The sequence below is a fragment of the Paenibacillus sp. UMB7766-LJ446 genome (assembly GCF_030226665.1).
GTDB lineage: Bacteria > Bacillota > Bacilli > Paenibacillales > Paenibacillaceae > Paenibacillus > Paenibacillus vandeheii.
Window position 1 is genome coordinate 25,551 of the sequence record NZ_JASOYM010000005.1, and the last position, 23,052, is coordinate 48,602.

Genomic DNA, 23,052 nt, shown 5'->3' on the forward strand with positions numbered 1-23,052 from the left:
AATATACAGATGAAAGCAAAACTAATGCTCATGCTGCTGGCAGTAACGCTGGTTGCAGCCGGATGCGGCAAAAAAGAAGAAACACCTGCGGCGGAAGGAACCAAGGAAGGCAGCCAAGCCGGACAAGAAGTGACATTGAAAGTAGCTACTTTGATTCCGCCAATGACGGATGTGTTGGATATTGTGAAGCCATTGCTGAAAGAAGATGGTGTTAATCTGGAAGTCGTGGTGCTTTCGGATAACGTTCAACCGAATACTGCACTGGCGAACAAGGAAGTGGATGCAAACTTCTTCCAGCATGTGCCTTATATGAACCAGTACAATGAAGCGAACAATGCCAATCTGGTAGCTGTGCAGCCAATCTACAATGCGATCTACGGAGCGTATTCCAAAAAGTTTAAATCCATGGAAGAACTGCCTGAAGGTGCAACGGTTGCGATTGCCAACGATCCATCTAATATTGGACGCTCGCTGGTGATGATGGAGCAGAATGGCCTGATCAAGCTGAAAGAAGGCGTCGGATTCAATGCAACACAAGCAGACATCACGGAGAATACGAAAAACTTCAAGTTCAAAGAAGTGGATCTGTTGATGTTGGCCCGCATGCTGGATGATGCCGATCTGGTTGCCATGACTCCGGCCTATGCGAGTCCACTTGGACTTACACCGAAGAAGGATGCGCTGTTTACGGAGAAGGATGATTCCCATTTTGCCATTACGTTGGTTGCCCGGGAAGATAACAAGGATTCTGAAGCCATTCAGAAACTGGCGAAGCGTATGGCGGGTCCAGAAGTGAAGGCATTCTTTGAAGAGAAGTATGCGGATATTGCGATCCCGGCTTTTAAATAAGATCTCAGTTCATCTGCAACTGAAATGATTTTAAACCTATGATCCAAGACAAATACGAAGACCCAGGCCTCATCGCCTGGGTCTTTTTTGTTAATCTGCATTACGGAGTAAATGAGAAAGAGCAGCATCAGCTTTTATCAGAATCACCTTCTGCCTTCGGCCCCATGAGGCGGATCAATTTCCGCTCGGTAGCGGTGTCTGTTGCAGGTGTGTAGATGCTGCACCGCAGATCAGCATTTCCCTGAACCTGTAACGAGGTAAGATCAAAAAGCATTTTGCCAGCTCGGGAATGTCTAAATTCAATCAACACGTCCGGGGCGCTGCTAACACTGCTTTGTTTCCAGAGGGTATGAAAATCAGGATATCGGTCCATCATGTCATCCAAAAACAGGTTATACCATTCATCATCGACATATTGACCGTAATAAGCACGGAAAATAGCCAGAAATCCGCTAACAAAATCCTCCCAATTGACGGCCAGTCTACGAAATTCTTTTCGTTCAAACAACAAGCTGATCATGTTCCGTTGTTCTGCAGGAATCTGTTCAAAGTCCATAAACACATGCCGGGCCGCGTCGTTCCAGCCAACAATATGGCAGCGTCGGTCCGAGATGATTGTGGGACAATTGCGAAGTTCCTGCAATATTTTCTGCAAGGAAGGATGAATTTGGAGCGGCTTCTCATCCAGGATATAAAGTTCCGAATGATACTCTAGAGCAAGGGAAAATAAATATTTCCGTTCATCCGCAGTCAGCTTGAGAGCTGAAGCGATGTTATCCAGCACGGAATGAGATACCTGAATATCCCGGCCCTGTTCCAGCCAGGTGTACCACGTTGTGCTTACACCAGCCAACTGGGATACTTCTTCTCTTCTTAATCCTGGCGTTCTTCGGCGTGTGCCTGCGGGTAATCCGACGGATTCCGGAGAGATTTTGGAGCGTTGGTTTTTCAGAAAAGCGGATAGTGCCTGTAGCCTGACATCATGGTTCATGCCATCACCTTCAATCCTGAGTTTATCATGGTAGTCATTATACTATTATAATTGGCAACTTGTAATAGGATAATACGAATGGCAATATAAGTGCATAACTGAACGAAACAGGTATGGAAAGAGCACTGAAGGAGGATGCATTATGGAACGTGTAGTTATTACTGGAATGGGGATTATCTCTCCTTTGGGGAATGATGTGCATACATTTTGGAATGGATTGGTGAAAGGCAAATCAGGAGTTTCGCCTATTGAGGCGTTCGACACAACGTCCTACAAAACGAAGATAGCAGGAGTGGTCCGTGATTTTGACGGAGAGGAACGGTTTGGACGAAAGGAAGCACGGCGTATGGATCGGTTCGTGCAATTTGCTGTTGCGGCAGCAGATCAGGCTCTGGCTGACTCCGGTCTTGTGATGGATCATGTGGACAGGGAGCGAGTTGGCGTATATATCGGTTCCGGCATCGGCGGAATACAGACCCTGATGGAACAAGGCAAACTCCTGTCTGAACGTGGGCCTGCACGAGTCAGTCCAACACTGGTGCCCATGATGATATCTAATATGGCTGCGGCCATGGTGAGCATGAGGTTTGGCTGTTGGGGACCGACTCTCTCGCCAGTGACAGCCTGTTCGATCGGTAATACCGCGATAGGTGAGGCTTTCCGGCTGATTCGTCACGGTGGGGCAGATGTGATATTTGCTGGCGGGACGGAGGCTGCTGTCACCGAAGTATCGCTGGCAAGCTTCGGTAATGCAACGGCGCTATCTACGAGAAACGAAGCGTATGAAGGGGCGAGTCGACCATTTGATGCAGGCAGAGATGGTTTTGTCATGGCTGAGGGCGCCGGGGTCCTGGTTGTGGAGTCCTTGTCCCATGCCCTTGCTAGAGGCGCAAACATCCTTGCGGAGATTGTTGGGTATGGTGCCAGTTCAGACGCGTATCATATGGTGGCCACCCATCCGGAAGGGCGGGGTGCATACTTGGCGATGAAAGCCGCTCTGGCAGATGCGCAGCTTCAGCCGCATGAGATAGATGTCATTAATGCTCATGCTACCAGTACAGAGGCGGGGGATCTTTCTGAGACCCGAGCAATTAAGCAGCTGTTCGGTGCAGAAGCTTATGATATTCCGGTAACGGCAAACAAATCGATGACCGGGCATATGCTGGGTGCGGCTGGTGGGGCTGAAGCCATATCACTCATTCAAAGCTTGCGAAGCGGCATCATTCCACCGACGATCAATCAAGAGCAGGGCGACCCGGAGTGTGATCTCGATTATGTACCCAACGTTGCACGAGAAGCTGACATGCAGATAGGCATGTCCAACTCCTTTGGCTTTGGTGGTCATAATGCGGTTATTATTTTGAAGAAATATTCATCTTAACAATACAGAGAGCAGTGACTGTCCGAGGGCGCACTGTTCTCTTTTTATTTGCTGTGGGCGACCGATCCGGCTGTCAAAATGCTATATAGGTCATTAGTTCGCTAGTTGCATGTAAATATGAGGATTGGCCCATGAATATGGTCGGAATATTCGTTAGAATGTTCAATAGGGGCACATATGTACGTATATTTAAATGAATAACGAAATAGGAAGAAGCTTCAGTTTGGTCCTTTTTCCACGGTGATATAGATATAAGGGCGGATAGAGGCTTCTTCTAACATAAAGCTATACATAGGAGGGAACGCAGTGAACGTGTGGATTACGGTGAAAAGTCTGGGGAAACGCAAGCCGGCACTTGCCAAACAAGCTGCCGAACTTCCGGAAACAACCGATACGCCGAGACAGCTTATTAAGAACATGGTGGCTCAGCAGCTCAAGGCTCTTCAGGACAAGAAAAATGAAGCGGAATGGCTTGCCTACCTGATGCCCGAGGACATTCAGGAGCAGGGGAAAGCAGGCAAAGTGGGCTTTGGCGCGATTTACAACGAAGAGGTTCCTGATATAGAAGGCGCCATGGATACAGCTTTAACCGCATATGAAGATGGGTTATTCAAAGTGTTTCTCAATGATGAAGAGTTGCAGGGACTGGATGAGCCGTTGATTATACAAGAAGACGATAACGTGGTATTTATCCGTTTTACCATGCTTGCCGGGCGTCTGTGGTAGAGAGTGACGAGGAGGAGAATGGAATGAATCAGGAAGATAAAGTTCAACAGTATCAACAAGCGTTGCAGGAAAAAGTAAAATCGCTGAATGGTGTGGAGCAGGAACTCGCCGGCTATGTTGCAGAGATGGCTGGATTCACCTATTTGCGCGAAGACGAAAAGGCCTATTTGAATGCAGATGTACTATTGAAACGTATGGCCGCTGAGATGCAAGCCGCATTGTTCCGTCCATTGCTGGATGTGCTGGAACATCTGGTCAGCGAACCATTTCTGGCGAGGTTCCGCTACATTGCCGAACGTGCCGCGAATTTTCCTTATAGCAAAAATTATGAGCGCAGACCTTTTCGTACAATCGATCCCGAACAGCATATTGGACAGGTTTTTCGTAAAATGATCGCCTTGTTTCGCATGGAGATGCATGGCTTCTCTCTGAACGAGTATGTATCCATGCGGGAGTACAAGTTTGATTATCTTCATGAGATCAGAGCTGTTTTACCGGATTGCATTGCCTATGAGCTGGATCATGAAACCGGAGATATGAAGCAGGCACTGCATGATATTATCTATGGCGACAATCAGAATGCATTGCTGACCAATGAGATGATTAAGGGTATCTTTATGAGCGATCAGGTGGATGCTTACCAGATGGTTGGGGAATTGCTGATTGCAGCAAGGCTGCAGGAGGGTTTGCGCCAGAGCATTGTGGAACGGATGGATGAAGGAACACTTGAGGCGTATATATACATATTAAAAATAATTATCGACAACAACCTGATTCGGTTCAGTTCGGTGGTGAGAGCGCTCGCCGTATGGACAGGGATCGGAATTGAAGCAGCGAATCAGCGTGTTGCTGCGCAGCTCATCACCCAAGCGCATCAAGCATTGACTGATCCTGTGGTGCGAGAGGAATGGCAGCAAAGTGCCAATGCAAACCAATTGTTTGTTAGTCTTTGGGCAACGGCTGTCATCGAAGAGAAGGAACTGGAGCGAAAAGTCATCCAGATCATGGGTCACGGACAAGCATATCAGCAAATTGTTGCACAATACGTACTCGCAAACAGTCAGAACAGAGGGCTGCGGTTACATATCGCACGTCAGTATCTTGAAGTACAGGATCTGGAATTACTGCATTGGGTGATTGAGAATTATGATGCCATGTACATGTTTAACTGGAGCTTTGAAAATGGAGAGAATCAACGGAGTGTTCATGTCTGGCCGCTGCCTGTTTTTGAAGATAAAGCCGTGCGTCGGCGTGACTTCGATCTGTTCAAACAAATGCTGACCCACATTCCGCAGGGAGGGGATGGTGGACCATCCGGGGTTCTTGAATTTGTTCAATATCGCATCGATCCAGATGATGTAGTGAAAAAAATGCTGTACCTTGCTGCGTATGACATGGACCCGGAATGGATTGGCGAGATCATTGCACTCAAGGACAAGCTAAGCCCGGATTTGCGAGGGGAATTGTTGTCCCAGTTTGTCCATCACCCCGAGAATGAGGTCCAGAGACAGTTTATTTTTGACAGCTTGTCGGATAAAAGCATGAACAACCGTGAGAATGCTCTGATCAAAGCGAAGCTGTTGACGCTGACGGTTGAAGAGCTGCTGCAAATGGAGGCGTTGCTGAAGCTGAAAACGGGAACACTGCGTCAGAAGATCATTCAGGTAATGCTGCTTCAGCCAGCAGATCAGCTGATGGTATCACTGAAACGACTCCTGCAATCCAAAAGCGAACTACAGCGATTGGGCGCACTGGAACTGTTGACTGAGGTCTCCGCAGATCCACAGCGCTCGGACCAGCAGGAGCAGATGCAACCATTAATAGAGCTCATCAAGAAACCAACGGCCAAGGAGCAAAAGCTGCTGGATAAGCTTACAGAGCAGAGCAGCAGATATACGGCGGCTAATGGATTCGGCTTGTATGATCCTTCTTGGGAAAATCCACTGCTTCATGAAGAACGTGATCTCGGTGGCTTCAAGCCCAAGGATGTGTTTACCCTTTCTCTAGAAAAAGCGAAGCAGTTTCTTGAAGGTTTGGATGCGTTGGTGCATGAACACAGAGACCATGAATATGAGGCTGAATATTATGCGGGCTACAAAGAAACCTTGCTTGTAGGTGCGACTTTGCGTGCGATGGTCTACACCCCTTACGATCAGCGGCAGGGTGTAGTGTTATTGGAGCAATTCCCTCTCCATAATATATGGGGGGAATATGTGCAGAAGAGTGGTCTGGATAGTAAGGAACTGCTGCAAATGTTGTTCGCGATTCGTTTGGAGGATCTGAACAAGAAGCTGGATGATTATTACCGATACTATTCCACCGTATACGAATATGGTGAATTGGAGAAACGCTGGCTGCTGGAAGGCTGGCGTAAGGAATTTGCTGAAGAGGTCTATCCAGTTCAGCATATCCAGGACATGAAAAAGATGGTCAGTGAGCTTCGTTACGCAGATCAGGTGAAAACGCTGATTGAGGCTATTTATGAGGACAGTGATAGGTCAGATACATTTGAAATTGCTGAGCGGACACTGTATGCGTTGATGAAAATGATGCCTGAGGAACAAATGGAAAAGGAATCGGGCATGCTCGCTCTCTTGTCTGGTCCATGGTTCTATATTGTGCGGGATCGTGTACATGACGATAACAGTTTCAAACGGTATTTCCAGACGCTAAGCCAATTCGACCAATTAAATAAGGACAGTAACCGAGGTTCCTTCCTCACTCTGAATGATTACCTGCGTGCCTATGAATTGGACCTTATTGATGCACAGGAAGTCTACAAGCAGCTGCTTGTGGGAGAATCCCGTGCCCTGTTTATTCGGGAATTGACATCCAGTCGGGCCGACTGGATTGCGGAGAAACCGGAATTGGCAGAACTGCGAAGAACAGTTGTTGAACGAATTCTGGAGATTGAGCTGACCCGAGGAGAGCTCTCAACTGAAGTAAGTACGCTGGCGATGAAGCTTGAGCGCATAGATGGTTTGGAGCATTGGGTGCATCTCGTTGCTGCCATGGATCAGGATACCTTTGTCCGTGGATATATCTACAGCTATGGTGACAATACAACACGTAAAGAAACGTTCAGCCACCTGATCCAGGTATGCCATCCGCGTGATGGAGAGGACGAAGTGCTGTTGGGACAATTGCTGGCGAAGCATCCCATTCAGGAGAAGAAGCTCCTGGAAGCCGCGATGTACGCGCCGCAATGGATGGAGCTTGTTGCGAAGCATCTGGGATGGGAAGGTCTTCGCAGTGCAGCCTGGTACTTCCATGCTCATATCAATGAACGATTCACTGCTGAAAAAGAAACGATCGTGGCGCATTATTCTCCTATCACACCACAGGACTTCAATGAAGGCGCATTTGATATTGCCTGGTTCGAGGAGGCATATGAGGCCGTCGGCGAGGAGCGATTCAGTCTGTTGTACGATTGTGCCAAATATATATCCGGGGGAGCCAATCACCGCAGATCACAATTGTTCGCAGATGCGGCACTGGGTAAGCTGAAATTAGAGGACATGCGTGAGTCTGTGGAAGAGAAGCGCAATAAAGATCATTTGTTGACCTACAGCCTGATTCCGTTTGCAGCAGAAAAGGAACAGGATCTGCGCGAGCGATACGACTTCATTCAGAAGTTCCTGATGCAGAGCAAGCAGTTTGGCGCACAGCGCCGGGCCAGTGAAGGTCTGGTATCCCAGATTGCGCTGGGCAATCTTGCCCGTAATGCAGGATATGCCGATGTTACCCGGCTGATGTGGGATATGGAAGCTCGCAAGCTGGATGAAATGAAGTCTTATTTTGAGCCCTATGAACTGGATGAGGCGACCACAGCTCAATTGGTCATTGATGAAGAAGGTCAGCCGGAACTGCTCATCGTAAGCAAAGGGAAAACACTCAAATCTGTACCTGCCCGGTTCAAGAAAGAGGGATACATCGCCGAATTGAAGGAACTAAAGACAGATCTGGTTGAGCAGTATCGCCGGGCAAGACAGGAATTGGAGCGTTCCATGACCGCAGGAACTTCCTTTACGCGTCAGGAAGTTTCAAGTCTGTTGCAGAATCCGGTTCTTCGTCCACTGGTTCGCACCCTTGTGTTCCAGGCAGATGAAAAGCTTGGACGATTCGATGTAACGTCTGGTGGGCTGGTAGCTCAAGCTTCAGCAGGTTCGGAAGGCTTGATTCAAATATTGAGGGAACAGGATCGGCTGCTCATTGCTCATCCATTACATCTGTTCGAGAGTGGAAGCTGGAGCGAATTCCAACGCGATCTGTTCAACCGTCAGGAACGGCAGCCATTCAAGCAGGTGTTCCGTGAACTCTATCTTCCGAATGAGGATGAGTTGGCTAATGGTACAGTGTCCCGGCGATATGCGGGATATCAGATTCAGCCGAAAAAAACAGTCGCCCTGCTCAAAGGACGCCAATGGACCGTCAGCTATGAGGAAGGGCTGCAAAAGGTAAGCTATGAGCATAATCTGATTGCCAATCTCTATGCCATGGCAGACTGGTTCTCACCGGCAGATACTGAAGCACCTACCCTGGAGACGGTACAGTTCTATAATCGGAAGACGTATAAACCTGTTGCGTTGAAGGATGTTCCACCTGTCTTCTTCTCGGAAGTCATGCGTGACATCGATTTGGTCGTTAGCGTTGCGCATGTTGGCGGAGTAGATCCGGAAGCCAGCTTGACCACGATTGAGATGCGTCATGTGATCGTGAATGAGTCGCTGCGTCTGTTAAAAATCGATAATGTGCGTTTGGATGGAAATTATGCGCGAATTGATGGTGAACTGGGCGAGTATGCCGTTCATCTTGGTAGTGGCAATGTGTTCAAACAGGCGACGGGCGCGCTTCACATTGTACCGGTACACAGTCAGCATCGGGGCAGAATCTTCCTGCCATTCCTAGATGAAGATCCGAGAACGGCTGAAATTCTATCCAAAGTGATGTTATTGGCTGATGACAAGAAGATCAAGGACCCGCAAATCCTTGCACAATTGCAGCAATGATTAGAAATGTTGAGATGATGCTGTAGCCAAGTGGTACTCGGTTGGTAGAAACGAGGGCTGGCATATAGCGGACTGCCCATGAATAAACGCCCCCGCAACCTTCATCACAGGATGGAAAGGTTGCGGGGGCGTTTATGGTTTAGCTTACCGCCAGCCACGGTCAGGTGACCGGGCCAGTAAGGAGGATTTTTTTGCCCAAAGATTAGTGTGACTCTTCGTCCAGAAAAGGTTTGTTCACCGCATAATACATAAAGCCCATCAGCAGAACGCCGCCTACCAGATTACCCAGTGTCACCGGAACCAAGTTGTGGATTACCCCGCCGAACGAGATGGTCCCCGAATGGTTCAATACCAACGCAATCGCAAAAGTACACATATTGGCGACGCTGTGCTCATACCCCGAGATGAAGAAGCAGAAGACAAAGAGCATCATGGCGAACATTTTCGCACCATTCTCCTTCATGAACATAGGCACAAAGAATGCCAGACATACGAGCCAGTTACATAGAATCCCCCGGAAAAAGAGCTGCATAGCTGGAGCTTCCATCTTGTGCTCTACGACACTCAGCAGAAAACCATTAACCTGAGACGAATCGAACAGTCCCGTCAGATAGATCAACAGAGCAAAGACCGCCGCACCCATCAGATTCCCGCTGTAACTTGCGATCCACAGCTTCACGACTTCGAACCATTTCAGTTTCTTGCGTAAGGCAGCATAGGTGTAGTAGAACGTATTCCCGGTGAACAGGTCACCGCCACCATAGGCAATCAGAATAATCGCAGCGCCGAACGTGAGGGCAGCCATGGGGTATGTAAAAGGGGAATTCTCCATATAAAAGAAGTTACCCGTCTTGAACGCCACGATGACGCCAAACCCGATAAACATGCTGGCGAGCATGGAGCGTGCAAGGTACCTGATTAAGCTTTGTTTGTAAATCTTATGTTTCTTCAGAGCAAGCAGTTCCACGTTCCGCAAACCTTCCGTTTCCATAATTCGCCTCCTGATTTCCTGATGTCTTGTTTACATTATAACGAAAATATGGAAGTTGGGGAGAGGTGGCTAACAATTATAGGAACTTGGGTTGGTACGAAACAATTATATTTGAATTTTTGATTTGTCTTCATGACTAATCGTGAAGTTCGCACGTAATGTGCGGGCTTTTTATAATGGCCTCAGCCAATTGAGTGCGTGAAAATCCCGTTTATTTGGACGTCCCCAGATCAAACATATCGAATATTTGCGTAATTCATTTATTTCTTGGATTCCGAATTTCCTGTAGGATGAAGTTATGAAAAAGATATTGCCTTTTATGGATTGGAGCATATTTGCTCTTCGTTTTTATCATTATTTTTTGCTAGCCTCCCGTCTATTTGCAGAAACTGAGTTTTCGATGCTAACGGTAGTGAACATCATCTGGCTAATCTTAGCGCTTGTCGTCCCTCTTCTGTTCTGGTTCCCGGGGTGGAGAAATAACAAGGCCTGGTTCTGCATAATGGAGCTATTGCTGGGCGGTTCTTATTATGTGAATTCAGTCATCCATCCGGATCTGACATCAAGAGCTGACTATTTACTGCTGAGTCTTATAATGGGATATTTATTAACGAAGAAGACTCTCTGGGCCATTCCTGCGGTGGCGGTCATTCCTTTTTTATCGCAGTCTTACTTAAAACTACCTTGGGAGCTTGCTTTTAGTTTCGCAACAGACAATCTGTTGTTCTGCTTCATCGGTATATGGGCGAGCTCCGTAGCCAAGGCGTATGAGCAGAAGAATGAACTGGCCCTTAAAGTGGAGCTGCAAAATAAGCTGTTAACCCTCTACACTGCGGAAATCGAGAAAATGACGCTGCATGAAGAGCGTAACCGCATGTCCAAGGAACTTCATGATACATTGGGGCACTCCTTTATCTCACTCATTATGAGCCTTGATGCTTCGATTGCCCTTCTGGATCGCAAGCCTGAAGAGGTCAGAGACCGGTTAATCCGCTTAAGGGCATTGGCTGAACAAAATCTGGACGACATGCGAAACATTGTTCATGAGATGGGGGAAGAAAAGGAGTCGAGTCTAACACAACAGATCGAGTCCTTTGTTACCCGTTTCCAGGAGCATACTGGAACTGAATTGACCGTCAATCTGTTGGGGACAGAGCCCAGAATGCGTTTTGAAGTGCGGCAAGCGATTCTTCGGGTCATACAGGAATCTTTTACGAACGCATTAAAGCATGGAAAAGCATCTCAATTGTATTTGGAGCTTGAGTTTGGCGAGAGCACGATACAATTAATCGTTCAAAATAACGGGCAACTCATTGATAAGCTGAATTACGGGTTCGGCTTGACCACGATGAAGCATCGAATTGAGCAATTGGGAGGCAGCGTGTCCGTGTATTCTAAGGAGGAAGCTGAGGCGATCACCGAAGTCAGATGTGAAATTCCGCTGAAGGGAGTGTTGCTGCATGGCGAACATTAAAGTGCTGATTGCCGATGATCAAGAATTGATACTGGAGAGTTTACATATCGTGCTGTCCATGCATGAAGATATCGAAATTGTCGGGTTAGCCAAAAATGGGAAGGAAGCTATTGATGGCTGCGAGCAGTTTCAGCCGGACGTTGTGCTGATGGATATTAATATGCCAGTCATGGACGGCGTGGCTGCAACGGCCTTGATTAAGAAGCGAATGCCTGGTATCAAAATAATAATGCTGACATCCTATCGGGAAGTGGAATATGTGCTTGCGGCGTTAAGCCATGGCGCAGAAGGTTATCTGCTCAAGGCCATTCATCCTAAGGATCTGGCTGCAGGCATACGGGTGGTTCATGCCGGAGGAACCTTAATTACGCAAGAGATGGCGAGTAAAATGATCAAAAGCATGAACACGAACAATACCACCTTCGAGAAAAGTAATGAATACGGGCTTAGCGTCCGTGAGATTGAAGTGCTGCACAAGCTGGCTTCTGGTCTTCGCAATCAGGATATTGCGGAGGCGTTGTTTCTTAGTGAAGGGACAGTTAAAAATTACATATCAACGATTTATTCGAAGCTTCATGTGAAGGGAAGACGGGAGGCCGCCCGCAAAGCTCGAGATTCCGGAATTCTGGATTAAAACTAGCCAAAGCATGACAAAAGCGCACTATTTCTTTATGACTTTTTCGGTATATACTCAGAGCTATCAAGCACAGAGGAGTTGAAGAAAGACATGAAGAAAAAAATGAACATAAGCAAAAAGATATTGCGCTTTCCAATCATTTGGATGCTTATAGGGGCGGTCGCTATTATTCTGGTGCAGGGGTTATTCCTGTTGCTAACTGAACGAGTAGAGGGGATCGGTTCCCTGTTCTTGACAATAATATTAGGCTTCGTGGCTATCCTGTTGTATAAGTTCATAATGAAATACGTGGCGGGGCGATCAACGCCAGAGCTATCAAAGCAGAGTGCAGGGATTGAAGCTGTGTGGGGCGTACTAACCGGGGCGATTTTTGTCACAATGTCCACTTTTATTATTGTGGCAATGGGAGGCTACTCCTTTCAATGGGCACATGCAGATCCGGTTTCTGTTCTTATGACTTCTATTGAAACAGCATTAAGTGCAGCCATTGTCGAGGAACTAGTGTTTCGGGGATTGATGCTTCAAGCCATTCAAAAACTGGGGGGGAGCTGGATTGCACTCGCTGTAACCTCTCTTACCTTTGGAGCCTTTCATCTTGGCAATCCAGGAGCAACGCTATGGAGCGCGTTTGCCATCACCTTAGAAGCAGGGGTACTGCTCGGAGCTGCATTCTTGTGGCGGCGCAACTTGTGGTTCGCCATGGGATTACATTTTGCTTGGAATGCAATGGAAGCTTTGCTTGGCATTCCTGTTTCGGGATTCCCTGCTGAGGGCTTGTTTACTGTGGAGGTAAGTGGCCAAGCGCTGCTCACAGGAGGGGATTTTGGTCTGGAGGGCTCTATTGTTACGGTGATCCTAGGTCTTGTGATTGCCATTCCGATGTTGATTGGCGCTGCACGAAAGAGGTTGTAAATGTCCGCCCCCTGTGTTGAAGGAAAGGATGCAGATCCATTCGAACCAAATCGATTAAATGCAAATGGTTGGACATATGATACCTCCTGAATGATTCATAGAGTGAACAGACTAGTCTGTCATGGGCTGATCCAGTGGGTCATACGTAACGATCACCGGGAAAAATTTGGGCTCAAGCATCAGGCTAATGACCTTTTCGTCTTGATCAGCATAAGAAATGAAATAGCCTCCAAAATGAGATTCATAGATGAAATTCCTGTATCGAAAGGAGTGTTCAGGGTACTTCATGTTTACATATAACGTAGTTACCCCTCGGGCAAAGGTTTCTTTCAACATAGGAATTTGGGCCAGCAGCATAATAGCAACAAGAACAATGGCTGTGCGTTTAGAGAGACGGGTCAGATGGATTCACCCCATTATCGTAAAATTATTTTACCAAGTCATGAAGGTCCATCTAATATCAGATGTCACTCCACGAGTATAGCAAGATTGCCAAACTGCTCTCCCTTTTCCATACGTTCGAAGGCTTTCGCTGTGTCCTGCAGCGAATATATGCCATCGATTACAGGATGTATATCATGTTGCTCCACCCATTGCAGCATCTGGACAAACTCTTCGCGGCTTCCCATGGAAGTTCCAAGCAGGCTAACTTGCGGGAAAAAGATCGAGCGGATCGGAATATTCAGATCATCTCCCGAGCTTGCACCATACATCACGATACGGCCACCCGGTCTGATTATATCAAAATATTTCGGGAACATGGCTTGTCCGATGCTATCCAAGATTATGTCAACAGGTTCCAGATCGTTATGCGAACTCCAGTCTGCATGGCTATCCAATGCACGGGTTGCGCCAAGACGCAGAGCCTCATGTCTCTTGGCTTCACTTCTGGACGTAACGGTCACTTTCGCACCAGCGGCTACGGCCATGAGCAGGGCATATGTCGCTACACCGCCCCCGATGCCGGGAATGAGGATATGTTCACCCTGTTTAAGTCCGCCACGAGTGAATAAGGCGCGGTATGCTGTCAGAGCCGAAAGGGACAACACCCCTGCTTCCGCCCATGATAGATGAGAAGGTTTGGACAAGGCATTTCTGGCAGGCAGCGTAATATATTGTGCGAGAGTTCCATCCGTAGGGCCACCAACAATATCGGGCACGAGAGGTACGTCAGCTGCATGCTCCCAACCGAGAGTAGGGTGGATAATGACCTCATCCCCAACCGATAAGCCTTCTACAGCTTCTCCAATTGCTATGATTACCCCTGCTCCATCGGAACCAAGAATGAGCGGTGTGTCCTGGAATGTACGTCCTGCCATGATGAACAGATCACGATGATTAATTCCAGCGGTTTTTAGTTGGATCTGAACTTCCCCGGCTTGCGGTGCCCGAGATGTTGAATCTGTATATTGAAGACCTTCAAGGCCGCTTTGGCCGGCATGTATAATCGCTTTCATTTTCAAAGTTCCTCCCTGACTATATAAAAATTTTACTACTGAGCCTCATTGTACAGATGGGTCAGATTCACGTAAAATGAACAAAAATGAATGTCACTATCAATTCAGATTATAGATAACAAGCAGGTGATCAGGGCATGGATGCCGGAGATTTGAAAATATTTCAGGCGGTTGCCCGCGAAGGCAGTATCAGCAAAGCCGCATTAGCGCTGAACTATGTGCAATCCAATGTAACAACACGAATCAAACAGCTGGAAGATCAGCTGCAAGTGCCACTGTTCCATCGTTCCAACCGGGGCATGTCGCTCACACCAGCGGGTGAGAATTTGCTGGGATATGCGGATAAAATATTACATTTGTTATATGAAGCGGAGCAGGCAACACAGAAGGGGAGTCCACCCGCAGGGATGCTTCGTCTTGGTGCAATTGAGACCGCAGCCTCCAATTTTCTGACGCCGATGCTCGCTGAATACCGTTTATGTTACCCCGAGGTCCAGCATTCGCTAATTACAGGTGGTACACATGAACTGAATCAGCAGGTCATTCAACATGAACTGCATGGGGCTTTAATATATGGCCCGGTCGACCACCCTGAGCTGAGTTATATGAAAGTGTACGACGATGAATTGGTATTGATTGCCGAACCCGGAAACCACGAATTGCATGATTTATTGCGCAAACCGATGTTGTTTTTTGAAGTAGGCTGTACCCATCGCGATCAGGCAGAAGCCTTTTTGAAGGATCAAGGCGTTCACACCCTCAATGTCACGGAATACGGAACACTGCACACCATTATGTATGGCGTATCTGCCGGGTTAGGGGTGTCATTACTCCCACGCTCCTCGGTTACCAAAGCAGAACATAGAGGCGAGGTTACAGTGTTATCTTTGCCTGATCCGTATCGCAGGTTGGAAGTAGGATTTGTCTACTCACGGAGTGAGCATCTATCCGGAGCACTGGATGTATTGGTACAGATGATGATGAAAAAAGAATCAGAACAACAATAAAGGAGTGAATAACCTTGAAGGATACAGAGTTAACGTTAGCGGAAGCATTTGGTCAGGCGGAGTTTATTATAGGCGGCCATGGCAGCCGTAAAGTCAAAGTGCTTCAGGAAGTGCTGGCACATGTGGATGGGGAACAATATAGTGATCATTATGGCAACGGCGAAATTATTGATCAATTCCAGCAGCAGATGGCTGACGTTCTGGGCAAGGAAGCGGCTGTATTTTTCCCCAGTGGTACGATGGCACAGCAAATTGCGCTGCGTATCTGGTGTGACCGGAAAGGCATCAAGCGGGTAGCCTACCACCCTTTATCTCATCTGGAAATCCATGAGGAAGACGGACTGAAGGAGCTGCACCAGATTGAATCCATTTTGCTGGCGGACGAGGACCGATTGATTCGATTGGAAGATGTAGAGGGGATCGATGAGGGGATTTCCTGTCTGCTGCTAGAACTGCCTCAACACGAGATTGGAGGACAATTACCTGCGTATGAAGAGTTGGAGGCAATCTCATCCTATTGTCGTGAACGTGGAATCAAGCTTCATCTGGACGGGGCACGCCTGTTCGAAATCACGCCTTATTATCAGAAGACAGCAGCCGAAATTTGCAGTCTGTTTGATAGTGTTTATGTGTCGTTTTACAAAGGCATTGGAGGCATCGCTGGGGCCATATTGGCAGGGGATACGGATGTTATGCAAGAATCGAAAATATGGAAACGGCGTCACGGCGGCGATCTGATCGGCCTTTATCCATATATTCTGAGTTCTCAATACTATTTCAATGAACGGATTGGTAAAATGGGGCTTTATTATGAGCAGGCGAAGGAGCTGGCCTCCTTGTTAAATGCGTGTCACGGTATAAGTACGCTGCCAGAAGTGCCTGTCTCCAATATGTTTCACGTACATATTCCGTTGGCCCAAGCCGAGGTGGAAAGTATTTTGGCATCCATGGCTCAGCAATTCGGCATAGGGATCACTTCATATTTGCAGCAGACCAGTGCTCATAGCTGTGCCTTTGAACTCTCAACAGGGGATCGGTATCAGAATGTGCCCAAGGACAAGCTGTATTCAGCACTGGATTGGTTGGATGAAGAGCTGCATAAACAGGTGAACTAATAATGTTATACTCATATTGCCTTATCCACTTCTGGATAGGGCATTTTTTTTGTAGGAATAGTAGGAAAGGCGACGAAAGGTACTACTTTAATGAATGAATGATCGTGCTGGCTGAACAGCCGTCTGGGTTCAGGAACAAATGAAGTAATAGGCTAGTATAGTTGGGAGGCCCGTACAACAGACGTATGGATATTCGAAAATTACGATACTTTATCACCGTGGCGGAAGATTTCATTTCCACCGTGCGGCAGAGAAATTAAATATGACGCAGCCACCGCTGAGCCAACAGATTCAGAATCTGGAAGAAGAGCTTGGTGTGAAACTTTCTGGGTAACTTTTCCTGGTTAGCAAAAGCTTATGGTTATTCTCGCTCATTGCTCCTGCATGTATTTGCGATAGAGGGCAGGCGTAATCTCCTCAAACTTTTTGAATATTTTGATAAAATACCCCGATTCATTGAACCCCAGTTCATCACTGATCTGCGACACGGGCATGTCCGTTACTTCAAGCAGCTGCTTCGCCCATTTTATTTTAAGCCGTGCAATATAGGTTGTGAAGTTCTCACCCGTCTCCTTGGCAAACAGCCTGCTAAAATAACTTGGACTCAGGTGGCACAGATCGGCCATTTGTTTAAGCGAGACTTGCTCACTCTTGTGACTGTGGATGTATTCAAAAGCAGGTTGGAGCACCAGGTTGGAGCTTTCCGTTTCGCTAGGACTGTTTTTAAGATAGGCATCCGCAATCGCATTGGTCATTTCTTTTTTGATCGACTCAATATTTCGGATAGAGTAGCCGGGCAGAATGGTGGACAGGTTCAGAGATTCCTGATTCCCCGAAGCTTTCTCGAACATCTCCACCAGCAAATTTTTGTTGAGCGCTTCCTCCACAATGTAGTTACAGAGTAAAGAAAGCATGTTGGAAATTTTCACAACTTCTTCATAGGTCATGACAGGCAGTTGGTCATAATCGTCCTGTAATTCCTTTAGCTTCGCAGCATGCATAGGCACGTTCTTGGACGTGACGATCTGTTCCAAATCCGTCCCTTTCTCCGGGTCAGCGAGCTTCACCTGTCCCGCCATTACGGCGCCGATATATTTGCCATCGATCGTGATCGGAATGGCGATGTCCACGATATTGAAATGGCACAAGTAGACATAAGGCTCATTCAAGCGAACGGCTTCCAGACCCCCTCGAGAATCACATTTCTGGCAGTAGGGGAGCAGTTCGGGATCTTTGCGTACATTTTGGCAAAACGCCTGGCAGCTGCTATGGCTCGTTACGGGAATGCCTTTATAATCGACGGTTAGAATAGCCAGCTTGGTCACGGTGGCAAGAGAATCCTGTAGACGTTTCCATTTATTCAGGTCGAGGATTTTATTAATATGCAGATATTCTTTAATCATGGGTGTAACCTCCATAGCTAACCTGATGAATGATTACGTTTGTTAAAAGTTAGCAAGTTGTACATATTAAGATGAGTTCATGACGGGTAATGTATAGATGATGTCAAAAAATTTCATCCATCTCATGACAATAAGATACCATGATTTCGTTGAAAAGCAAAAAATTACGATTGCAAATTATAATAATTTGTTATCAAAGTCCACTGTAACCCGTACATGCATGAGTTATATTTAGAGTTAATTGAGAGTATTTAAAATTTAATGTATAAGTTCATCCAAGAATTACATCAGGTAGCCTTGTTGAAGGCATGTCGGTAATTGATACCGTTAACGAACTTATATCATCCATAGGAGGCATATCATTATGAGAAAAGCATTTATTAGCCCAACGAAATACGTGCAAGGTGAAGATGAGTTGTTGAACCTAGGTTACTTTGTGAAATCTTTTGGTGAATCTGCATTACTGATTGCGCATCCCGATGATGTAAATCGTGTAAAAGCGAAGCTCGATGCAACCGCACAGAAATTTAATATTACGTTTGTTGAAAGCGGTTTTAGAGGAGAATGTTCGCGCGAGGAAGTCGCTCGTCTCCAGGAAATTGCGAAGGAAAAAGGTTGTACATGCACCATCGGTCTCGGTGGCGGTAAAGCGATTGATGCAGCCAAATGTGTAGCAGAAGGCGAGGCATTGATTATCTGCCCAACGATCGCAGCAACAGATGCACCAACGAGTCACTCTGCCGTGTTGTATACGCCAGAAGGTGCTTTTGATGACTACGCTTATTTCAAACAAAGCCCAAGTGTGGTACTCGTGGATACAACGGTTATCGCAAACGCACCAACACGTTTCCTCGTATCGGGTATGGGTGACGCATTGTCTACGTACTTCGAGGCAAGAGCTACAGCAAAATCATACTCTCGTGTGAATGCAAGTTTGCCAATGGGTTCCCGTGAAGGATACACGCCATCCGCAGTAGGAACGAATGCTGCACTCGCGCTGGCCAAATTGTGCTACGAAATGCTGCTCAGCGACGGTGTAAAAGCGAAAGTGGCAAGTGATAGCAACATGGTCACCCAAGCGCTGGAAAATATCGTAGAGACGAACATTCTGCTGTCCGGTCTTGGATTCGAAAGTGGCGGTCTGGCGGGAGCCCATGCGATCCATAACGGATTCACCATTCTGGAAGGCACACATCACTTCTTCCACGGGGAAAAAGTAGCCTTCGGTACGATAGCACAGCTCGTTCTTGAAAATGCCCCGACTGAAGAGCTGCACCAGGTGCTCGACTTCTGTCTTGAAGTTGGTCTGCCGGTATGTCTCGCAGACATCGGTGTAGATACCATTAGCCAGGAAGAGCTGCTGAAAGTGGCTGAGATTGCTTGTATTCCGGAAGAATCGATTCACGCGATGCCGTTCCCTATCACCGTGACTGAAGTAGCTGGTGCGATTGCTACCGCTGACCGGATCGGTGCTGAATACAAAGCTCGGCGGGAGGCGAAATCATGAAGAAAATCATCAATCAGGCTGAAAATGTAGTCATGGAAATGTGCAACGGGATTGCGCTGGCGCACCCGGAGCTTGAATTTTTAAAGAAATATAAAGTGATTAAACGCAGAGAGATACAGGCTGATAAAGTTAGCCTGATCAGCGGCGGCGGCAGCGGCCATGAACCAGCTCATGCGGGTTACGTTGGTAAAGGCATGCTGGATGCTGCGGTCTGTGGAGATGTGTTCGCATCTCCTTCCCAGATTCAGGTGTATCAGGCGATCAAGGCCACAGCCAGCAAGAAGGGCACCCTGTTAATCATCAAAAACTACAGCGGCGACATGATGAACTTCAAGAACGCGGCTTATCTTGCGGAGGAAGATGGCATTGACGTGCAATATGTACGGGTTGAGGATGACATCGCTGTTCAAGACAGTCTGTATACGGTAGGACGTCGCGGCGTGGCCGGAACCGTATTGGTACACAAAATTGCTGGAGCCGCAGCCGAAGAAGGCCGCAGTCTGGCAGAGGTGAAATCCGTCGCCGAGAAAGCAGCGCAGAACGTACGCAGCATTGGATTTGGATTTACTTCCTGTACTGTGCCTGCCAAAGGCACGCCTACATTTGAAATCGCTGAAGATGAGATGGAATTCGGTGTAGGAATTCATGGTGAGCCAGGCATTCGCCGCGAGAAATTGGTATCTGCAGATGAGCTTGCAGGACGCATGATTGAAGCGCTGCTTGCAGACATGAAGCTGGACAACGGTGCATCCGCGGAGATTGCTGTGCTTGTCAATGGGTTCGGGGCTACACCTTTACAGGAGCTTTATCTGCTCAACAACTCGGTTCAGCGTGAGCTGGCACAGCGTTCAGGTCTGCATGTAGCTACTACATTTGTTGGCAATTACATGACGAGCATCGATATGGCAGGTGCATCGGTAACCATCCTGAAACTGGACGAGGAACTGAAGACGTTGTTGTTCAAGGAAAGTGACACACCGGCGTTCAAAGTGTCTGGTCCTCCTGCAGCGCAAGTAGCATATTCCGAAGCATTGGAAGCCGTCGTGACTGAAGATGCGCCTGTATCCTATGAAGTAGAGACAACTGCATCATCTGCGGTAATCAACAACAATCAATTCTCCCTGGATAATATCATTTATCTGATCGATAAGATGAGTGAGATTATCATTAAGAACGAAGTGCCGTTCTGTGAACTGGATTCCCATGCGGGTGATGGCGACTTTGGCATGAGCGTAGCGAAGGGTTTCAGACAGCTCAAGCGCGAATGGAACCATATCGTCAACGAAGAGAAAAAGAATATCGGTTCATTCCTCGATGCCTGCTCTCTTGTCATTATGGAATACTGCGGCGGTGCATCCGGCCCGATCTGGGGATCGGCATTCCGGGCGGCAGGCAAAGCCGTAGGTGACAAACAGCAATTGAGCGTTGCAGATTTCGCTGACATGATGCAGGCGGCAGCACAAGGAATTCAATCTACAGGCGAGCGTTCCTTTGGACGTGGTGCCGTTGTAGGTGACAAAACATTAATTGACGCACTTGTTCCTTGTGCAGACTCATGGACGCAAAGTGCGAAGTCTGGAGATGACTTCAAGACGGCGTTTGCCAAAGGTGCTGAAGCGGCAGTAGAAGGTGCGAAGAAAACAGAAGACATCGTGGCACGCATGGGCCGCGCGGGTGCTGTTGGTGATCGAAGTCTCGGATACCCGGATGCTGGGGCATATGCGCTGGGGGTTATTTTCACAGAGTTGTCTGAGTCAATGAAATAAAAATGTGTGCAGTCGGTAACTAAAAAAAGATCGACAATAAAACGAGCCTCTAGAATCGCTTCTAAGGCTCGTTTCGCATTTCAGGAATTATATTTAACCGACAGATTTCAGTGGCTACCATTTAAATTGGTGGCTTTTTTGGTGGTGATCGCTGCAGAATACTTACCTTCAGCCGCGTACACAGCTTTTCGGACCTTTTTCAATTTTCCTCACTATACGGCGTTACCCCTTTTGAATATAGGTTATCCACTAACTTGAAAAACTCTTCTGACGATAAATCCTTTTGTCGCTGGAGCCAAAGACGAAACAAAGAAAGTGATGTTGAGATGTGAAACTCAATTAAGTATGGCGTTATGGCACTGTCTGGCGGTAGGTTTAATTCCAATCTGCCAAGGGTGATTTCTCTTTTCAAGCGTTCTAAAAAACGAATACTGCCATAATCGCCCAAAAAGGCATTGAGAACCGAGAGATATTCCATGTTTTCCAAACAATGCAACGCATCTTGAACAGGATGTGAAGATAGCTCTTTTTTCGCCAATTCTTCTTTTATGTAGTTCACTAAGTCATTTTCAACAAAGTCTAACAGTTCGTAAATATCAGTAAAGTATTGATAAAATGTACTGCGGTTATATCCCGCCTTATTCGTAATCTCTTGAACCGAGATTTTTTCAATCGGCTTTTGACTATATAATTCACAAAAAACATTGATAAACGTTTGTCTTGTTTTTTCCGTGATTTGGGGCTGCTTTTTCATTTTTTTCTCCTATCGGTAACAAGAGTATCATCCGACAAATATTTAAAAATTGATGTTTGATCAAGGGCATAATAACGATTTATGATTAAATCATACAACACGTTGTTGCATAGTCAAGAGAGATTATTCAAAAAAGAGGGAGGATTGTTATGTCCGTTAAACAAATTAGAATTTTAATTTATGGTGCAGGTGTTATAGGGAGCATATACGCAATGAGATTCATAGAAGCAGGGCTTGACGTTACTATGTTTGCACGTTCTAATCGATTTGAAACATTGAAAGAAAAGGGTCTGCAATATAATGAAAAAGGTACGGTTAAATCGATAAAAGTCAATGTCATTGATACGCTTGAAAATGATGATATATATGATTTTATTTTCGTTACCGTTCGTTATGATCGATCCGAATCAGCGTTGTTAGCACTACAAGACAATCAAAGCAAAAATATTGTTACAATGACTAATAATTCAATTGGATTTTCTTCCTGGCTAGATATGGTTGGAGATAGACTTTTACCCGCTTTACCCGGTGTAGGCGGACAGATTAAAGAAGGAATATTGTTTGCCCGATTTCCACCAAAGATTCTAGTGACTACTGTGTTCGGAGAAATTAGTGGTTTAGTGACAGAACGTGTAGAGAACCTGGCAAAAATATTTAAAACAGCAAAACTCCCGTACACAATGAATAAGGATATGAAGTCGTATCTAATCACTCATGCCGTATCGGATATTGCAATGCTTGGCTTTTTGAAAATTGATAATAAGATCATTGACCCTGATACAGCTAACAATAGAAAAAAGGCACATCAAATAACACACACTTTAAAAACATATCTTAGGGCCATACAAAAGGCGGGCGTTGCTATTACTCCATCTGCATTTAAAATAGTGCTTACATGTCCAGATTTGATTTTGGATTTGTTATTTATGATATGGTTACGGACCAAAATGGTGAAGGATATGATGTTGCCGGACTATGCGAGTAGTGCAAACAACGAAGTTGTGCAGCTGAATAACGATTTATTGAAGTTTTTAAGTCAAAACGATATCACACCCTAAGAACGGAAACTGAGA

General features: G+C 46.6%; 18 protein-coding genes and 1 pseudogene. 13 read left to right on the forward strand and 6 right to left on the reverse strand.

All coding sequences use genetic code 11. From position 1 onward, the window contains the following. Nucleotides 1–9: 9 nt before the first annotated feature. Nucleotides 10–849: a MetQ/NlpA family ABC transporter substrate-binding protein gene (locus QP794_RS14100; RefSeq protein WP_079350005.1), complete on the forward strand. Its 840-nt coding sequence runs from the start codon at nt 10–12 to the stop codon at nt 847–849. 127 nt (nt 850–976) lie between these two features. Here the strand turns inward: QP794_RS14100 and QP794_RS14105 are convergent, their stop codons facing one another. Then, nucleotides 977–1,840: a helix-turn-helix transcriptional regulator gene (locus QP794_RS14105; RefSeq protein WP_285077534.1), complete on the reverse strand. Its 864-nt coding sequence runs from the start codon at nt 1,838–1,840 to the stop codon at nt 977–979. 142 nt (nt 1,841–1,982) lie between these two features. On the opposite strand from QP794_RS14105, the gene fabF reads away from it, so the two are divergent. From fabF to QP794_RS14120, 3 genes are all read left to right on the forward strand, one after another. Beyond that, complete coding sequence (fabF, locus tag QP794_RS14110) at nt 1,983–3,221, forward strand: beta-ketoacyl-ACP synthase II (protein ID WP_285077536.1); 1,239 nt, start codon at nt 1,983–1,985, stop codon at nt 3,219–3,221. 306 nt (nt 3,222–3,527) lie between these two features. Continuing rightward, nucleotides 3,528–3,947, forward strand: a complete 420-nt coding sequence (locus QP794_RS14115) for a hypothetical protein (protein ID WP_285077538.1) — start codon at nt 3,528–3,530, stop codon at nt 3,945–3,947. Between the two features lie 23 nt (nt 3,948–3,970). Next, on the forward strand, nt 3,971–8,956 hold the full coding sequence (locus tag QP794_RS14120) for a DUF4132 domain-containing protein (RefSeq protein ID WP_285077539.1): 4,986 nt from the start codon (nt 3,971–3,973) through the stop codon (nt 8,954–8,956). A gap of 202 nt (nt 8,957–9,158) precedes the next feature. On the opposite strand, the gene QP794_RS14125 is transcribed toward QP794_RS14120, so the two are convergent. Continuing rightward, entirely contained in the window at nt 9,159–9,947 is a 789-nt protein-coding gene (locus QP794_RS14125; protein WP_285077541.1) for a formate/nitrite transporter family protein, read from the reverse strand. A gap of 298 nt (nt 9,948–10,245) precedes the next feature. Here QP794_RS14125 and QP794_RS14130 point away from each other — a divergent pair, with 298 nt between their 5' ends. The 3 genes from QP794_RS14130 (at nt 10,246) to QP794_RS14140 (ending at nt 12,970) form a co-directional block, all read left to right on the forward strand. Next, nucleotides 10,246–11,421 (forward strand): sensor histidine kinase, encoded by a 1,176-nt coding sequence (locus QP794_RS14130; protein WP_285077544.1) that lies wholly within the window; start codon nt 10,246–10,248, stop codon nt 11,419–11,421. Next, nucleotides 11,408–12,055, forward strand: a complete 648-nt coding sequence (locus QP794_RS14135; RefSeq protein WP_285077546.1) for a response regulator transcription factor — start codon at nt 11,408–11,410, stop codon at nt 12,053–12,055. The genes QP794_RS14130 and QP794_RS14135 overlap by 14 nt, the downstream gene beginning before the upstream one ends. A gap of 105 nt (nt 12,056–12,160) precedes the next feature. After that, a complete protein-coding gene (locus QP794_RS14140; RefSeq protein ID WP_285077548.1) occupies nt 12,161–12,970 on the forward strand; it encodes a CPBP family intramembrane glutamic endopeptidase in 810 nt (269 codons plus the stop codon). A 111-nt stretch (nt 12,971–13,081) separates the two neighbouring features. Here QP794_RS14140 and QP794_RS14145 read toward each other — a convergent pair whose 3' ends face one another. Together QP794_RS14145 and QP794_RS14150 are read right to left on the reverse strand one after the other, a co-directional pair. After that, nucleotides 13,082–13,306: a hypothetical protein gene (locus QP794_RS14145; protein ID WP_285077550.1), complete on the reverse strand. Its 225-nt coding sequence runs from the start codon at nt 13,304–13,306 to the stop codon at nt 13,082–13,084. Between the two features lie 131 nt (nt 13,307–13,437). Continuing rightward, complete coding sequence (locus tag QP794_RS14150; RefSeq protein WP_285077551.1) at nt 13,438–14,427, reverse strand: quinone oxidoreductase family protein; 990 nt, start codon at nt 14,425–14,427, stop codon at nt 13,438–13,440. Between the two features lie 137 nt (nt 14,428–14,564). Here QP794_RS14150 and QP794_RS14155 point away from each other — a divergent pair, with 137 nt between their 5' ends. The 3 genes and pseudogenes from QP794_RS14155 to QP794_RS14165 all read left to right on the forward strand — a co-directional run. Continuing rightward, a complete protein-coding gene (locus tag QP794_RS14155) occupies nt 14,565–15,434 on the forward strand; it encodes a LysR family transcriptional regulator (RefSeq protein ID WP_285077553.1) in 870 nt (289 codons plus the stop codon). A gap of 14 nt (nt 15,435–15,448) precedes the next feature. Further along, a complete protein-coding gene (locus QP794_RS14160; RefSeq protein WP_285077555.1) occupies nt 15,449–16,549 on the forward strand; it encodes a threonine aldolase family protein in 1,101 nt (366 codons plus the stop codon). 185 nt (nt 16,550–16,734) lie between these two features. After that, nucleotides 16,735–16,874: pseudogene (locus tag QP794_RS14165) on the forward strand (LysR family transcriptional regulator); the annotation flags it as partial. A gap of 46 nt (nt 16,875–16,920) precedes the next feature. Here QP794_RS14165 and QP794_RS14170 read toward each other — a convergent pair. Further along, complete coding sequence (locus tag QP794_RS14170) at nt 16,921–17,952, reverse strand: PocR ligand-binding domain-containing protein (RefSeq protein ID WP_285077557.1); 1,032 nt, start codon at nt 17,950–17,952, stop codon at nt 16,921–16,923. Nucleotides 17,953–18,316: 364 nt separating this feature from the next. Between QP794_RS14170 and QP794_RS14175 the strand changes: the two genes are divergently transcribed. Both QP794_RS14175 and dhaK read left to right on the forward strand, forming a co-directional pair. After that, nucleotides 18,317–19,459 carry a glycerol dehydrogenase gene (locus QP794_RS14175; RefSeq protein ID WP_285077559.1) on the forward strand — a complete coding sequence of 381 codons (1,143 nt, stop codon included), beginning with the start codon at nt 18,317–18,319 and terminating at the stop codon, nt 19,457–19,459. Further along, nucleotides 19,456–21,225, forward strand: coding sequence for a dihydroxyacetone kinase subunit DhaK (gene dhaK, locus QP794_RS14180; RefSeq protein WP_285077561.1), 1,770 nt, complete (start codon nt 19,456–19,458; stop codon nt 21,223–21,225). The genes QP794_RS14175 and dhaK overlap by 4 nt, the downstream gene beginning before the upstream one ends. Nucleotides 21,226–21,424: 199 nt before the next feature. Here the strand turns inward: dhaK and QP794_RS14185 are convergent, their stop codons facing one another. Then, nucleotides 21,425–21,979, reverse strand: coding sequence for a TetR/AcrR family transcriptional regulator (locus QP794_RS14185; RefSeq protein WP_285077563.1), 555 nt, complete (start codon nt 21,977–21,979; stop codon nt 21,425–21,427). A 149-nt stretch (nt 21,980–22,128) separates the two neighbouring features. Here QP794_RS14185 and QP794_RS14190 point away from each other — a divergent pair, with 149 nt between their 5' ends. Next, nucleotides 22,129–23,037 (forward strand): ketopantoate reductase family protein, encoded by a 909-nt coding sequence (locus QP794_RS14190; protein ID WP_285077566.1) that lies wholly within the window; start codon nt 22,129–22,131, stop codon nt 23,035–23,037. Nucleotides 23,038–23,052 lie beyond the last annotated feature (15 nt).